The sequence below is a fragment of the Pandoraea sp. XY-2 genome (genome assembly GCF_004193915.1).
In the GTDB taxonomy this organism is placed as follows: Bacteria; Pseudomonadota; Gammaproteobacteria; order Burkholderiales; family Burkholderiaceae; genus Pandoraea; species Pandoraea cepalis.
This window is the reverse complement of the sequence record NZ_CP030849.1, coordinates 3,305,751-3,320,751: the sequence shown is the minus strand read 5'-3', so window position 1 is coordinate 3,320,751 and position 15,001 is coordinate 3,305,751. Positions and strand designations below refer to the sequence as shown.

Below are 15,001 nucleotides of genomic sequence, written 5' to 3'. Positions count from 1 at the left end.
TCGATTTGCTACACTCGTGGCCGTCGCCGCGATGCCGCGAAGGCTTCATTCCCCAGACTCCCCATGATTCCCCTATGAAAACGTTGACTTTTGCCGCGCTCGACGCGCTGACCCAGCAAGCCGAGCAGTCGCCGCGTGCACGTATGAACCAGAACTTGCACGCGTCGCTGGACGATCCGATTCAGCGCCTGGCCATCGCGATGGAGCCTGCTACGTACATTCGCCCGCATTTGCATCGTTACACATGGGAACTGCTCACGGCGCTGCGCGGGTGCTTTGTCGTTCTGACGTTTGACGAGGCAGGCGTTGTTACGGACCGCAAGGTGCTGGGCGAGGACACGAGCGTAACGGAGACAGCGCAGGGCACCTTCCACACGGTGCTTTCGCTGGACCCGGGGGCCGTGATTTTCGAGGTAAAGCACGGCCCGTATCGGCCGTTCGTCGAGTCGGACTACGCGGGTTGGTCGGCGCCGGCAGACACGCCCGAGGCGGCCGCGTTCATGGAATGGGTCAAGACGGCGCAGGTGGGCGACCGCTGGGCCGCCTGACGGACGGAGGTGTCGCTGCGGCACACTTTCGGCGGTTAGCGCGTCCAGCCTTGAAACCCGGCGGCCATGGCGAGCAGTGCCTGGGTCGCCGCGTCGATGGCGCTGTGCCAATCATCTCCGGCGAAGCGTGGGTGAAGGTCGCGCGCATCGGTGACGCCCTCGGGGCTGACAGATGGTTCGCGTCGGGCTTCGTTGCCGAACGACGTGGTCGCCGCGGCATGCAACCGCCAGACCGGCACGCCCAAACCCGTGGCCAAGTGCGCGTGTGTGGTGTCTAAAGAAATCACCAGATCCAGATTGTCGATGAGCGAGGCCTCGTCGGCCAGATCATCGCAGTCGGCGCGCCAGTCGATCCAGTCGACGGTTTCGGGCGGAATAGCGTGGGACGTGTCGCCTGCGGGCCGACCCAGGGGTACCCAGGAAACGCCCGGTACGCGGAGCAGCGGTGCAAGCGTAGTGAATCGGGCGGTGCCACGTGCCACGGGCGCTTGGGCTTCGGCGTCGAAGACATGCAATCCCGCGACGCCGACGCAGAGTCCGTGCTGCGCGGTCGCTGCCAGCCGATCGCGCCAATGCCGCGCTGGGGTGGCGGGAACGCCGGCATGATCATCGCATCGGGCGGAGGCAAAAAATGCCCCGGCGAGCCCGGCTACGCGGGGCATTTCGGCCATTCTTGGGATGCGCCAAATGCGTATTTGGTCCCCCGACAGAATTCACATTACCTTGCTAGGGCGTTGTTTTATTTGGCATTGTATTAATTTTTATTTTAACGTACCCCAAAAGTACCCCCTTTTGTCGAGTGCTAGGTCAAAGAATGACGAAATTGAACCGGCACCAAGAGGGGGGCTATGGTAGGGGCAATTATTCCTCAAGGTCTAAAGCAAACAATGCTCTCCGTGCACGCTTGCCGGCCGTCGCGATTCGCCCCGTTGCCGCCTAGAGTGCTAAACGTCGAACTCACTTCCTGCACATCGATAGAGGAGAACTTGCCGGTGCCAAAGCGAACGAAGTCGGATGTACTAAGACCATTGCTCGCCTTCGCTAACGGAAACGTCAAGACTAAGCTGACCTCTTTTGTGCTGCATGCGTCTATCAATGCCTGTGCAGCCCTATGGGCTTCTCCTCTTCGACTAAATGACGAGCCTGGCCTGTCCGCTAACGGAGGATATCGACCGACACCTGATACCGACACTGCGCTGCCGCGCGCGAGCGTCTCCAGCACATGATAAAAGCGACTGTAGTGGACGTCTGAGTATGGGGGATCTGCAAATACTAGGTCACCAGGCTCAAGTCGATTTATTAGCTCAATGCAATCGCCCTTGAATGCCGCCCCCTTAACTTGGGCGTGGACTGACGCGATTGAGAATATCGCGTTCTTAACCGTGTCCCACACGTCCTTGTTCCAAGCCTCGATGATAAATTTTGCGGCAGTCGGCGTAGGCTGAAACGGTTGTGCTGTGTGTCCGGGGGCAGCCGCGCAACGGCTTGCTGCATCCACCAGGGCTGCCACGCACGCTTGGGTTACTCCCTCATCGTCAGGGATAGTGTTTCGCAGGGCGTCGAGCTCTATAGCCTGAAGCGGTGAGAAGTAGTGCCCTCCGTATGCAAGCGTCATAGGGAAGTTGCCGCCCATTTTTGCGAGGACAGGGGGCATTATGGATTCGCAGAAAGAGCGTGACCGTTCAACAACCGCTCGTATTTCCTCCGCGTCTACGAACTCGGGATGGACTGATCTCGACGCGTTTGGAAACTGCATTACGATGCTTTCAACCACGCTACGGGCGGATGCAAACCAACTTGTGATTAGTTCGCCAGCATCAAACGTTCGCGTGCGTTCCACCACGGCAGCTGCTCGTGCGACTGCAAACGACTGCAAGTCGCCAGATATGACAGATTTACTAGTCTTCTCAGCTAAAAACCACGATACGGCTCCCGAGCCGCAAAAGGGGTCAGCAATCCGGTTAGCGTGGGCGCTCTCAGCCTTAAGAACTTCCCCCAAAATCGGCAGCAATTTCCCCTTATGCCCCATGTACTTCATGCAACCAAACTCCAAGCTATACACGCATCAGGGCGCGCGATTCGCATAATATGCGTTGAATTTTCGCCCTGCCACAATGTTGCGGGAAGAGGGCGAGCGACCTCAAGGTCGGATACCGCGTCCCTGTAATCAATTTCGATGTCGAGCAAATCCATTCCGGTGCCTGCGGACCATATGCCGGCATGCTCAAGCCAGTTCTCAAGCCACTTCTTCGCGGTTTCCGGGATGGAGGGGAGTGAGAGGCTCGTTTTCATCGCAAGCAGCGCCATTCTAAGCAAAAGGAATGATCTGCACAGAACATTCTGAGGCTTGGTGTCGGCGGATGCCGCGAGAAGGAACGGGCGCGATGAATATAGTGTCGGATCAAGTCGCCGCAAAACATCGTCAACGGGCAGGCCAGTGTTGTTCGAAATGTGTTGCGCAATGTTCAAACGGATATCGTCGCGCGATTTGCCCGCGATGATGTGCGTTCGTTCAACTGCTTGCTCTGCAAAATGGCTGCAGAGCGATGAGTCGAATCCGAGGCTCGAGCCATCGGACAGCAACAACTGCCACAACTCCCGCACAATCTCCGCTTCCTCTTCCTTCATCTGGGATAGCGGTGTGTCGATCCACGTTGCGTTGTAGCTTGCCGCATTTCGGGCGGCGTGATCATCGGAAATGTTGAGCAGGTCAGCTCCCCATGACTTTAGTGCTTGTCCAGGCTGGGCAAAGTTGATCGCTTTCACAACCTTGTCGAAAGTAATCGCCGGGTGAAGCTTGATCGATTGCGAGAGCAGCGTCTTGATATCTGGTCTCGTGACCCACTCGTTCCATAGCGCCCAAATACCGGTGTGCGTGGGAGGGTTAGTGGCTGCTGGCAACTGTTTCGTACCGTTACTATCCAAATAGTAATATCCGTGCCACTTCGCTCTAATTCCGCTCCAGGCGAAGAGGGACATAGCTGCACGTAGCTCAGCATAATAGGCAAGGTGTGTGGCAGCGGCGTTCGCATGCGTCAGGTATGCGGACGTAGCGGCGGACGCGTAGCGCCAACCTTCAACTAAGTGAATAATTTGTTCTGCGGCCAGTACGCATTGGGGGTTCTGATTTGTTGCCGCTGTCAGCAACAGATCTTGAGGCGTCGTAAGCGGACCCAGCAGTGCTAGACCCAGAGCGGTACCTTTGCCATTGGCATTTGCACATATGGCTCGGCTCCACAGTTGCTCTTTACTTAACGGGGCCGTCTTCTTGGGCGTGTGGCCAACGTTCTGCTTTTTTTTATGTAATGGTTTGCTCATCTTCCGAGCATCCCTGCCGCTACGGCGGCGGCCTCTGAAACACGTTGATCGGATGACAACTTGAGGCTGTCAAAGCAGCGCGCCTGGAGTTGGACATAACCGCTGCTTCCGCGATATACCCCCTGTGCATTACGCTCACTTTCATTGAGCCCGGGAGCAGATGAAGTGCGCCAGTCCACGTTGTTCACGAGATTCTCGGCGATAGCGGCTAGAAATGAGTTTGCCTTTTTTATATGAGAAAACTCAATAAGAGCTTCGGATACATCGTCATCTTCCGGCACTTCGGAAACTCGTTCCGATTCCCACTGTTCGAGGCCTAGGCTCGAATACGCAACCTGATTCAGAGCATTAAAAACTACGAGAATTGCTCGCGTTCCTTGATCTGTTCCCAAAAGTGAATGCGGTCCGGCAAAAGCCGGATGCAATGCTTCTCCATCGTCGAATAAATTGATCGCGCTTCCCTTGGAAAGGACCTTCACCCAATGAGCACTCGACGTGTTAGTCGCGTCGCTGATGTGTCGCCAACATGCAATCAGAAAGGCGGCTTGCTGCGATCGCTTCCAGGGCAAAACACGTTCGCCACGTGACGTCCCAATTGTTCCGAACAATCCTCCGATCTTGTTTTCCTTTCCCCACTTTCGAACGAAGCTGACCATCAGAGAGCGAATGAATGCCGCATTCGAGACATGCCCGTCCACGCGTTGTCCATGAAGCTCGATTCGTCCACGCCATGGGCTACGCTCATGACGCCACAGAACTTCGGTGAGCTCTTGCGCACGATGCTCTTGATAGACTCGGATGCCTTCGCCGCGTTGCAACCAACTTTGATTTCTAAGTTCGGGATACAGATCATATGCAAGACTGGGGTTGATTTTTTTAGGCTCAACGTTAATAACCCAGAAAAGATATGCTTGCCACGATGGTGTTAATTTATCAAACAGAACCACTGGGACTTGATAGTCATCAAGATCGGCGTCCCCATTCAACTCGTCAACTGCAAATAGGCGATGCTGCCCGTCGATAATCTCGAGTGGCTCCACTGACGTTGCGGGAAGCCTGAACGAGGCGGCTTCGGCTGCGGCAGGAATGCTCAGAAAATGCGCGCCTCGGTCTTCTTCAATCGTAGCCACGCAATCTCGATCGACGCTTCGATCCTCTCCAGCCCGTACTCGAGTTTCATCAGCTCCGACCACGTTCACCAAAATTGATGTTGGCAACCACCCGGGGTGAATCAAGTTTCGGTGTTCGTCTACGTCCAACGACGACTCGTTGGAAATAGGAAAGCCGTACTTCAGGTAACGAGCAATGCTACGTGATCGTTGAGGCTGATGGGCACGCTGATACCCAGCTCCTTGCTTACCATCTAGGCGCTCAGCAACTTGGCGTTTGCTGACGCCGGCAAGCCTTCGCAGCATGGCCAAGGGGATCGACGCAATATAAAAATAATGGTCCGGCTCTGGCAGATGATCGGACCATTCGGCTTCATTCCATGAATTCAGCCACTGTTTCACACGCAGCACTGGTATCCGCACGTTATCGGTCATATAGTTTTTTTCATTTTGACGGACGAGAAGAACGCCCTGTGAGCGAATCATACTATGTCGTCCAAACTAGAAGGGAGGGCCAGAGCAAGGCAGCATCGCGGCTCCAATTTTTGAGGGGACGCATGGTACAGGGCAGCGCCCCTCTCCGATGAGGAAAATCGCGTGGTTCCGTGGCACCGCCTGAATCGGCGTATTCGATTGCAATGAAATCAAAGGCTTAGCTATCAAGAAAGTGCCACGGTTTTGGGTGTGGCGTGGCAAAAATTCCGTGGCTCAAAAAATAGGCAACTCGCCAAAACCGTGGCACGTGTCAGGCCTTTATTTTTTTCTGCTCTTCTTCTCTTTCTCTTTGATTTTAAAAAGAAAAGAAGAAAGTAAGGAGGGGGCGACGGAAAAACAGGGTGTGGCAAGAAAAGCCGAAGCTGTGGCATTTTTAAGCAAAACCGTGGCAGGAAGTTTGAATAAATTCAATGAGTTACAGACGATTGCCACGGAACCACGGTTTTTTTCTCGCCACCTAGTACCCAACGGACGGATATGGGGCGGCATCGGCCGTGTGCGTATATAGATCGAGAGACTGGGTTTGTGGCAGGGGGTACCAGTCCGGTAATCCCTTGGCCGGTTGTTCGGCGACACGGCGCCGTATCAGGGTCGCGCCGAGGACGGCCCCGGAAAGCGTGTGCTGGTACGAGAGAGGTGGTAGGGCACCGCCAGACCGGCGGTGCCTATTGGGAGGGGCTGAGAGAGGGGGCGTGTCGCGGAGGGGGTAAAGGCGCTAATGAAACGCCAGGCGGGTTCAGGTACTGCCGTAACTGGCCGGAACATCGGGTGATGCGTACAGCCCGAGCTGCTCGAGCTTTGAGAGACGAATGGCCGTCAGGTGAGCATGTCTGCGTCCGCTGATGCGTCGCTCCACATCGTCAAGCGGTTTGCCACCGCATATTGGCACGACGCCGGACTGGAGAAGCTGCTGTTTGAATACCCGCCCGGTCTTGATTGGCAGCGCGTCAAACTTGGCCCGCAGGTGCGGAGCTGTCGACAGGTGATCCATGACGTGATTCGGACGCAGAAAGAGTGCCAATTCACGCTTGCCATCAACCAGGATTTCGTCCCAGGCAAACGGATGCTCAAATCGCTTGGCCTCAAGCTCCGACAACAGAATTTCCATGATCCAGACCCACGGCAGGCGAGTGCCGTTAGTGTCGGCGATGTGTGCGTTCATCTCGGCCAGGAGATCGTCGACGAAGTGGCCCTCGTTACTATCGAGATCCGCGAATTCGCTGAGCAGGCCCCACGCCGTCATGACCGCCGCATAGTTTTCGACCATACGCCGCGCCGTCGCGTCGCCCTTTTCGGCACGGCTGCGCTGCTGAGCTTGTGTGACGTACGTGGCGTGCAAATCGCGGATTCGTGCGGGATCGAGTCCGGCAAGGAACTGCAACCACTCCCACACAGGAAACTGCGGCAGGTTGTGCGCAATCATGTCGCCCTGTTTCGCCACCGACAGAGACGTGCGGCACAGCTTGGATTGCAGACTTTCAACGTCGACCTCTTCCCCGGCCAGCAGCACGGGCGCACACATCAGGTAAGGCGTGAGCGAACTGCCCACACGGGTGAATTCGAAGCGGTAGGTTGCTTGCAGCAAGCCGTCGATGGCGGTCAGGATGGACTTGGGTAGCTTGGAAAATTCGTCCCAGCCCACCGGATGCGATGTCCACGAAACCGATGCACGGCGGCGGTGATCCGTCTTGAGCATCTGACCCGATAGCACCTGAAACGCCAGCGTCGCTTGCAGACTTTCCAGCAGCCTGGATTTGCCGGAACCCTTTTCCGCCTGCATCTGCAAATGCGGGTAGAAGCCAAGCACGGCCTTAAGGTGCGCGCCGAGTGCCCACACGAGGGCTATGGCGGCCGCGTTACTCGTGAACGTCTTTTGGTATGCCCGGATGACTTCGCGGGCGTTGTGCGCGGTTCCTCGCGGGAAGGCCATATTCGCGTACAGGCATTGCTTCTGAGGCTCGACAAAATAGCAGTCACCGCCCTGCATCGCGGCGAGTTGGCCATCGCGCCAGGCGAGGCCAACAAAGTTCACCACGTCGCGCGCCTGTAAGTCAGCGGTGCGCTCGAAGATGTTGACCATGCGGCTGAACTGCGCGGGCAACCAGATCGCGCCGAATTGGCTGCGCCACCATTCCAGGTTGTAGAGCTTGTCATTGCCGACAACCTGGCGCTGTAGTTTTGAGCCGTGACGCGGGACCTGTGCGCTGATGCCAAACACCGTCTCAGGCTGGTTGTCAGGCGTGCCGTTGATCGTGGCCAAATGGCTTTGGATGCTGAGCCGGGAAATGCCTGCAACGCGAAAGGAGCAGAGGTCAGTCAGCTCTTCGCTTCGGTCGCGCGGGTTCTCCTCTCCATCGGCATCCTTCCACTTGCTGACGTATTGCGTGAAATCATCTTTGACGCGAAAGCGCCAATACACACCGAAATCGTGCGATGGCAGGAAGATGCGGCGAGTGCCTGCGAGACGCTGCCCACCACCCGGCATACCGGGGATCATCCACGCTTCGAGGCGACGCAGCCGCGCCGACAGCGCGTCTGCACCATGCTTCTTGAGCACGTCGTTGATGTCCTCGCCGTCGTCCCAGTCCTGCATGTCAACAAACAGCGAGCCGATGTCCAATGCCGTGAGGGTGTCCGACAAATGCCATGCGGCCGCCAGGCCTGCGCGCTTGCCGGTCTTTTCGTTAATGGGGTCGGTATGGTCGAGAGCGATGCGCACGTGTCGCTTTCCCTTGAGAAACGACCAGTCAATTTTCTCGACGTTGCTGGTGCCGCGCACGGCGAATGCCGCAACGTTTCCGGGCAGGGTGCAGCACTCCACTGAGAGCGCATTGATAGGGCTTTCAACGATGTACGCCGTGTCGGCACGTCGGAGGCGGTCCAGATCGCTTGTCCAGCCATACCCGAGCTTGGCACCATGGCATTGCGTCTTGACTCCGCCATTTAGTGCGGGATCTGCGTAGCGCATGTCGACGGCCACCACACGCGAAGTATCGAGCGCGCGCACGACAAAGGCGGCAGCGGGGCCGCCATAGCTTTTCTCGCCCGGTGGCACACTCTTGTTGTGCCACGTGTTCCAGCCGAGGCTGCTGCATTTGATGGCATGCCGGATCACCGATTCGTCAATGCCTCTGCCACTTAGGTACGTCACAACGGGATCTGGCGCGGCCAGGACCCCCTTGGCGATGTATTCTTCTTTGCTCTCGAGGGCTGTGGGTATCGGCTCACACGACTTAGGCAACGGGATACCCTGCATTTCACTGAGCAACTTCGCGGCGTCCATCACCGATTCCACGCCCGGTGCGAAGTGCATCAGAAAGTCGATGCAACTGCCGCCGCGATCCGCCGACCAGTCTTTGAATGCGTGGCCGTCGTCGAAAACAGAGACGGACGCATTGCGGTCGTCGTGGTGTGGGCTGTGGTAGTTGCCCTTGTCGCCGTCCCGGCGAAGACCTAGCTTCTCGGCCAGTTCATTGATGTCGACCTTGCGCTTCACATCGCGAAACCACGTGGCCATTGCATTGTCGTTCGTGTGTTGCATGGCTGGCCTCAAAGCATCGTTGAAACGTTGTGGAACGACTCGTCCAACTGGCGCTTGAGCGGTGCGAGCAGGGCGTGCAGTCCATCGGGATCGATCGGCTTGCGATCAGCACCAGCGAGGTCAAGCAGCTTGAGAAAGGTTTCAAGGCCGGAACTGACGGCGTAGAGGTCGATAACGGTCTGCTGAATAGTCGCCTCGAACCCTTCGCCGATCGTTGCCAACTCGGACTGAATGTCATGAGCTGCCTTGATCGAGCGTTTGCGGCCATCGGAGAGGAGCCACCGTAGATCGCTGAGCTTGCGTCGATGGAGGTCTAGCGCGAGTTGGCACGAGAAGTCGGTGGGCATCGGCTTAGCCATGACGCACCTCCGTTTCGACAACACGGGCAATTGCGACGAGCGCGTCACCGGCGGCGTCGAGCGACGCATCATCTGTCGGTGCGTTGACGGCTGCGCGCAATGCGGCGCGAGCGATCGACAGGATTTCAGTGAGGGCGGATTGCTCGTGACGAGCGACGGCATTAGCCATTGCGGGCTCCTTGGGGTAATTGGAGGCCCGCCGCTCATTCTCACGTGAGGGGTGGCGGGCCCGACAGCGGGGGTGAGAAACCGGTACCCAAGGAAACCGGCCAGCCCGAAGGCTGCCCCGCCCGGCCCGCCATAGAAGAGATGGACGTGCGCGAACGCAACGGACGAAAAAAATGCCGCGAAGCGGCTGTCCGCCTTGGAGTATTTCGGGTTCTCACACCCGACCACCGTTGTCTCGGCGGCAAGAGAATTGTTGGTCATCTTTACATCAAAGTCAAGCGAGCACTGTGGCTCGCGAGTTCTCGCACACGAATATCGAGCAGCCCACCGCCATAACGGGGGCTGCTCGACCTCAAATACCCACCGGCTCCGATGCGGCGGAGCGACCGGCCAACTGCTTGGCAATCTCGGGGTTCGGGATGCTGCTGGGTGACAACGTCCGAACGACTTCTACAAGACTCATAAACGTGTGTCCGCATTCGAGTTTTGTGCATTGGCAGTACAACTCTCGCGTCATGCGTGACAGTGGTCGACTTGATCGAATGTTTGCGACCGAGTCGCAGTGTGGGCAGACCAATTTCATCGTGAGACTCCGTCAGAGATATTTGTTCGATCTATGAGGCGCAGGGCCGCACGATTGGACTAACAGTCGGTCGTGATCTTGTAGTCTTGTCGACCGTTGCTCGTGAAAATTTCCACGTGATCAGACCTTCGTCCCAACGGAACAGAAAAGCGATGTCGACACGATCCGTTAATGCATTGAAACGTGGCTTCCGCTGCTGCGTTGGGCAGTGCGCGGAACGACTCCGCAGGCGTTTCGGCGCGGCATTTTGGGCAATCGTGGATCATGTCATCGTCCTCCTTGTGTGCCTGCAGCGCGGGCATCGTTAGCTACGGCGAGCTGGTTCCCTTTCTCGATCCGAAATCTCATGCTTGGCGACATGGGGTCGTATCGTTCGCGCCCTGTCGGACGAACTACGGCATCAACGACGCGGTCTTGCTTTGCGTCATCGGCTGTTGCGTCATAGGTGCTTTCAATAACGCTGAAGACCTCGCGAAGCATCGCTTCTTTGAGCGAGACAAACCCGGTCATGGCCCACGGTGCCCCAGGACCGTCCAGGTGCATACTGCGTTCAACTAGTGCTATCGCCTGAATCACGGGCTGCAAGTTTTCGGGCAGTGCTGCGAGTTGCTCGTCACGGCGTGACGCGACGATGTGGGCGAAGCACTCGCGCTCGACTTTCTTCGCGTCGCCCGCTTCCACCTTCGCCGCGGCAAACAAGGTCTCGACCTCTGCTGCAATCGACCGGTAGTCCTCAGCAAGCGTGTACGCCGCGCGCTCTTGAGCCTTCAGTTCGTGGATCTTCTTGGTCGACGGGTTGCCATCGCGAATCAGTGCTCTCACTGACTCTCGAGCGGAATTTGCCTCGGCATCGGCGGCGGCCGCTGCCTTCTGGTGCGTTTCGAGCTCTGCCGCAAGTCGGTCGGCATCGTCTCGCAACGTCTCGAACGCGATGCGTGCGTCGTTATGCTTGGTGATAGCCGCTTGGACGGCTAATGAGTGTTTGGTAGTCATATCGATTCTCAGAGTTGGCGCGCCGCGATGCGGGCCTCCATCCAATGGCGAATTTCACTGGCGAGCCAGGCAACGTTCTTGCCGGTCAGTGGCACCGGCTTCGGAAAGTCGCCACGACGAACGCCGTCATAAACGGTGGACATCGGCAGGCCGCAGACGGCCATGACTTCGGGCAACCGCATGAATCGCTCGGGCTCGGATTGCCCTGCCTGATTCAAACGGATGCCGGGTGTTTCGCAATGGTTGGATGTCCCTACGTGCGAACGTGACATCGGGTTTCCTCGTTGGGTTGGCGGTGAGCGCGTGCGCTCGGTATTGCTCGCTGGCGCTCAGTGGCGCTCGGTATTGCTCGGAGCAGGTGCAGTGTCCGGCGTCGTTCGCTGATGGCGCAATCGCTCGGTGTTGTATACGTCGCGAGCACAACGAAACGGGTGGTGTCGAAGGGACTGCCAAGTCGCAAGCCCCTTTGGTGGGCGGCATCGCTGGGATGCGCGGCCGGGTTTTCCGGAGACCTGCACGGGGTGTCCCCCGGCGCTGGTCGGGCAGGCAGGTACTGCTGATTCCCGGGTGATCGCGCTTCCAGGCTGACACTTCGGCGTTGATGAATTCGACATGCAAGATCTCCGGTGCACAGGAGCGCTGTAGGCGCTCCACAGCGCGTTCGGTGAAAGGGGGCGATGTGGGTGCGGGCGGGCCGTTGCAGGCCGATGTGCGGCCGGATGGGGGCTTGCAGGGGCACTAGCGGTGGATGTTCCGAGCCCCTCAAACCCCAGCGCGCGCAGTCATGACCCCGCCACGCCTGCGCACTTGATGCAACACTTTTCATGCACCTTTTCGCCAGCCGTCGAGGCCCGCCAGTATTGGCGGGAATAGGCATTTGCGGGTGCATGAAACGTGTGCACTTTCATGCGCCAAGCTCATGCACTTAGGCGTCTCTGGGCTGAACGACCTTGAGCGGCGTTTTTGACGTGGTAGTTGAGCGGGTCAGCGATCCAGGCATGTACCTGGCTGAAGTCGTAGAGGGTGCAGCGCTCAGTGAGGCGAATCGGCGCGGGGGCTTTACCTGCCAAAGTCAGTTGACGCCATTTTTCGCGCCCAATTCCAACGAACGGTGCGATATCAGCCCAGCGACCACGGCCTGTGGTCGGAAGCTGAGGATTGGATGAGGGTATTGCGTGGGTTCGGGAGCGCATAGTCATCTACGGGAACATGTAGCCCCAAATGGGCGTTTTCCAAAATCGATGACTCGAGCCTAAGTTATCAACCGCGCATCAACCGAAGCCAAATAGCCCGGGCCTATAGTGTGGGCGACGGCGGCGTGTTGCTAAATACGGGGTGCAACTTGCGAAACACCTTATCAACGGCGTTTGTAATTCCAAACGGATGTGGCGCTACCGCCAGTGCGTTCTTGGCTCTCCGCCCTCTTGAGTAGAGTACTGATGCGCTGGGGTGTTACCCCGTTGGATGCTGCGAGTTCTGCGACCTTTGCGCCTTCTCTGCGAGCGTCGAGCAGCACTTGTAAGTCATGACGTGTCCAATGACGCCCGTTGCGGCTTCCCGGGGAATGCAATATCCGCGTCTGCGATTCTCGGGGGAGGTGTTACGTTGGGCTGACGTGTCGGACAGTTGATCGCGAAGCGTAGCGACTTGTGATGTGGCCGCGGCCAACTCGTGGGTGAGTCGCTTCACTTCAAGCTCCATCGCTTGCAGTCTCGAATAGAGAGCATGCGTGCCGGTGTTATTCTCGCGTGACCGAACAGCGTGCCAGTCATCTAGCCAGAAAGACGGAACGTCGTCGTCATTAGTGAATCTGGAAAACCACTCTACCGTGATATCCGCGCCATGGTCCAAGACAAAGCGCCAGAACTCGTCTTTTCCAAAGCAAAGGCGAGTCCCTATGCGATAGGCGGCAGCATTCACGGGGTGGTTACTCCCTGGCTCCGCGACCGCGCGCAGAATTGTCTCTGGTGATATTTCGGGGAATTCCGGACTGCCGGTGAACACACCAAAACCTATGCCATAGGGTGTAGGTGCTTCAGACTGCGGGTCGTAAAAGGTGAGGTGCAAGTGCGCTTCTTTTTCAAGTAGCCAGCGCGCAGCAAAATCTTCGGGAACCTCCTCAGTCATTGCCAAAAGTTCTAACGCGGACGTCAGCGAAACGTATTCGATGGCGACTTTGTTGTACTCGTCATTGATTCCCATGCTCGAACCTTGCCGTGATCTTCTATTGCGAAAGCGGTGTGTGATTGTTCGCGGCGTCTCGAGTCGCTGCGCTCCACGCGGGTTCGCGGTGTTTAGATGTATGTCAACCGAGCCAGAGATGCGTTACGTCTGGTGGACTCGGGTTGTTGTGCTGGACATTCATGCGATGAATTTGCCATACACAGACGCTGCGGTTATGCAGCAGTTTCAAACTTGCCGGGTATCACCTTCGCCCCTTTTCGAGCAGCGTCTATGTAATCCGCCCAGTGTTGCATCATTTTGCGGCGATCCTGTAGATACTCCGCGTGAACGTACGCCGCAGTAACTTGATTTCTCTCGGCATGTGCAAGCTGTCGGTCCACCAAGTCGCGTGTGTACCCCATCTCTCGGAGTGTCGTCGCGGCCAGGCCGCGAAAGCCGTGACCGGTCATCCGTGATTTGTAGCCCATCCGATATAGGGCATACAGCATGGTGTTGTTAGATATTGGCTTTCGACCTTGGGGGCTGTGAAAGACGAACTCTCGCGCACCGTTGATTTGGCGAAGTTGCTCTAGGACGGATATAGCTTGCCGAGTCAGTGGCACGATGTGCGGCGTTCTCATCTTCATGCGTGACGCTGGGATGCGCCACTCTTTGGCATCTTCGTCAAATTCCTGCCACGTCGCCCCGATCAATTCTGCTGTGCGGACGAAAGTCAGGGCCATAAGTTCAAGTGCAAGGCGCGTGACCGGCTCGCCTTCATAGGCGGCGATGTCCCGCATTAATGTCGGGAGTTCCAACGGCCTAATTCGCGCCATGTGCTGCACAGCGGGTCCTTTTTTCAGGATTACCTGTGCATCCACGTCACTGGCTGGGTTGCGCATACATCGACCTGTCATGATCCCGTACTGGAACACCGCGCGTGTGCGCTGGAGTATTCGTTTCGCGGTCTCGCGCACACCACGCGCTTCGACCGCGCGCAGCACCCCAACAAGCGTGTGCGCCTCGATGTCAGCGATTGGCATATTTCCCAGGGTCGGGAAAACGTCTCCCTCAAGAGAACCAATGACTTTCTCAGCGTACCCGGCGCTCCAGCCTTCGCGCTGACTCTCAAACCATTCTCGCGCGACTGCCTCGAATGACGTTGCGGCACTGAGCATTGCTAGCCGCTTAACTTCTTTTCGTTGTGCGCTCGGGTCGGTGCCGTGCGCAAGGCTGTCTCTCGCTTCTTCCCTCTTTTTGCGCGCGGCCGCGAGACTGACTTCGGGATACACGCCTAAGGCCAACAGTTTCTCTTTGCCGCTGTGTCGGTACTTGAGGCGCCAGTACTTTTGATTTGAGGGAGTAATCAGTAGGAACAGGCCGCCACCGTCGAATAGCTTATATGCCTTGTCAGAGGGCCTTGCGTTCTTGATGGCAATGTCTGTTAGGGCCATTGGGGGTATCTCGTAGCTGGGGGTATTTCGTACCCCCAAAGGTACCCCCAATGTACCCCCGCTGTCGATGGGCAATCGCGGCTATCCGTGGGCATAAAAAAACCGCGAAGCCTTGGGCTGTCGCGGTTTTGTGGGCAATGCTGGGAATCGTTAGGCAGTAAGCTGGTCCCCCCGACAGGAATCGAACCTGTATCTAGCGCTTAGGAGGCACTCGTTCTATCCATTGAACTACAGGGAGGGCGCGATGACGGTTTGACGCAGGCATCCTAC

Annotated in this window: 13 protein-coding genes and 1 tRNA gene; 2 read left to right on the top strand and 12 right to left on the bottom strand. The window is 57.4% G+C overall.

The window, feature by feature from the left end; genetic code table 11:
• The first annotated feature begins 74 nt into the window (after positions 1-74).
• A complete protein-coding gene (locus DRB87_RS15000; protein ID WP_130026471.1) occupies positions 75-548 on the top strand; it encodes a WbuC family cupin fold metalloprotein in 474 nt (157 codons plus the stop codon).
• 35 nt (positions 549-583) lie between these two features.
• Here the strand turns inward: DRB87_RS15000 and DRB87_RS14995 are convergent, their stop codons facing one another.
• From DRB87_RS14995 to DRB87_RS14980, 4 genes are all read right to left on the bottom strand, one after another.
• Positions 584-1,219: a hypothetical protein gene (locus tag DRB87_RS14995; RefSeq protein ID WP_130026470.1), complete on the bottom strand. Its 636-nt coding sequence runs from the start codon at positions 1,217-1,219 to the stop codon at positions 584-586.
• 197 nt (positions 1,220-1,416) lie between these two features.
• Positions 1,417-2,577, bottom strand: a complete 1,161-nt coding sequence (locus tag DRB87_RS14990) for a DNA adenine methylase (RefSeq protein WP_130027890.1) — start codon at positions 2,575-2,577, stop codon at positions 1,417-1,419.
• A 5-nt stretch (positions 2,578-2,582) separates the two neighbouring features.
• Positions 2,583-3,866 carry a hypothetical protein gene (locus DRB87_RS14985; protein ID WP_130026469.1) on the bottom strand — a complete coding sequence of 428 codons (1,284 nt, stop codon included), beginning with the start codon at positions 3,864-3,866 and terminating at the stop codon, positions 2,583-2,585.
• On the bottom strand, positions 3,863-5,461 hold the full coding sequence (locus DRB87_RS14980; RefSeq protein WP_240756008.1) for a DGQHR domain-containing protein: 1,599 nt from the start codon (positions 5,459-5,461) through the stop codon (positions 3,863-3,865). The genes DRB87_RS14985 and DRB87_RS14980 overlap by 4 nt, the downstream gene beginning before the upstream one ends.
• Positions 5,462-5,678: 217 nt before the next feature.
• Here DRB87_RS14980 and DRB87_RS14975 point away from each other — a divergent pair, with 217 nt between their 5' ends.
• On the top strand, positions 5,679-5,978 hold the full coding sequence (locus tag DRB87_RS14975; RefSeq protein WP_130026468.1) for a hypothetical protein: 300 nt from the start codon (positions 5,679-5,681) through the stop codon (positions 5,976-5,978).
• 228 nt (positions 5,979-6,206) lie between these two features.
• Here the strand turns inward: DRB87_RS14975 and DRB87_RS14970 are convergent, their stop codons facing one another.
• The 8 genes from DRB87_RS14970 to DRB87_RS14920 all read right to left on the bottom strand — a co-directional run bounded on the left by DRB87_RS14970 (position 6,207) and on the right by DRB87_RS14920 (position 14,969).
• The gene (locus DRB87_RS14970) at positions 6,207-9,011 is read right to left on the bottom strand and encodes a toprim domain-containing protein (RefSeq protein ID WP_240756007.1); all 2,805 of its coding nucleotides are present in this window, start codon (positions 9,009-9,011) and stop codon (positions 6,207-6,209) included.
• An 8-nt stretch (positions 9,012-9,019) separates the two neighbouring features.
• Positions 9,020-9,370: a DUF1484 family protein gene (locus DRB87_RS14965; RefSeq protein WP_165385326.1), complete on the bottom strand. Its 351-nt coding sequence runs from the start codon at positions 9,368-9,370 to the stop codon at positions 9,020-9,022.
• The gene (locus tag DRB87_RS23075) at positions 9,363-9,539 is read right to left on the bottom strand and encodes a hypothetical protein (RefSeq protein ID WP_165385445.1); all 177 of its coding nucleotides are present in this window, start codon (positions 9,537-9,539) and stop codon (positions 9,363-9,365) included. Before DRB87_RS23075 ends, DRB87_RS14965 begins: the two co-directional genes overlap by 8 nt.
• Positions 9,540-10,388: 849 nt before the next feature.
• Positions 10,389-11,114, bottom strand: coding sequence for a hypothetical protein (locus DRB87_RS14950; protein WP_130026465.1), 726 nt, complete (start codon positions 11,112-11,114; stop codon positions 10,389-10,391).
• An 8-nt stretch (positions 11,115-11,122) separates the two neighbouring features.
• Positions 11,123-11,296, bottom strand: coding sequence for an AlpA family transcriptional regulator (locus tag DRB87_RS14945; RefSeq protein WP_240756006.1), 174 nt, complete (start codon positions 11,294-11,296; stop codon positions 11,123-11,125).
• A 1,270-nt stretch (positions 11,297-12,566) separates the two neighbouring features.
• On the bottom strand, positions 12,567-13,316 hold the full coding sequence (locus tag DRB87_RS14930; protein WP_130026463.1) for a hypothetical protein: 750 nt from the start codon (positions 13,314-13,316) through the stop codon (positions 12,567-12,569).
• Positions 13,317-13,510: 194 nt separating this feature from the next.
• On the bottom strand, positions 13,511-14,731 hold the full coding sequence (locus tag DRB87_RS14925) for an integrase arm-type DNA-binding domain-containing protein (RefSeq protein ID WP_130026462.1): 1,221 nt from the start codon (positions 14,729-14,731) through the stop codon (positions 13,511-13,513).
• A 163-nt stretch (positions 14,732-14,894) separates the two neighbouring features.
• Positions 14,895-14,969: transfer RNA gene (locus tag DRB87_RS14920), tRNA-Arg, on the bottom strand.
• Positions 14,970-15,001: the final 32 nt, after the last annotated feature.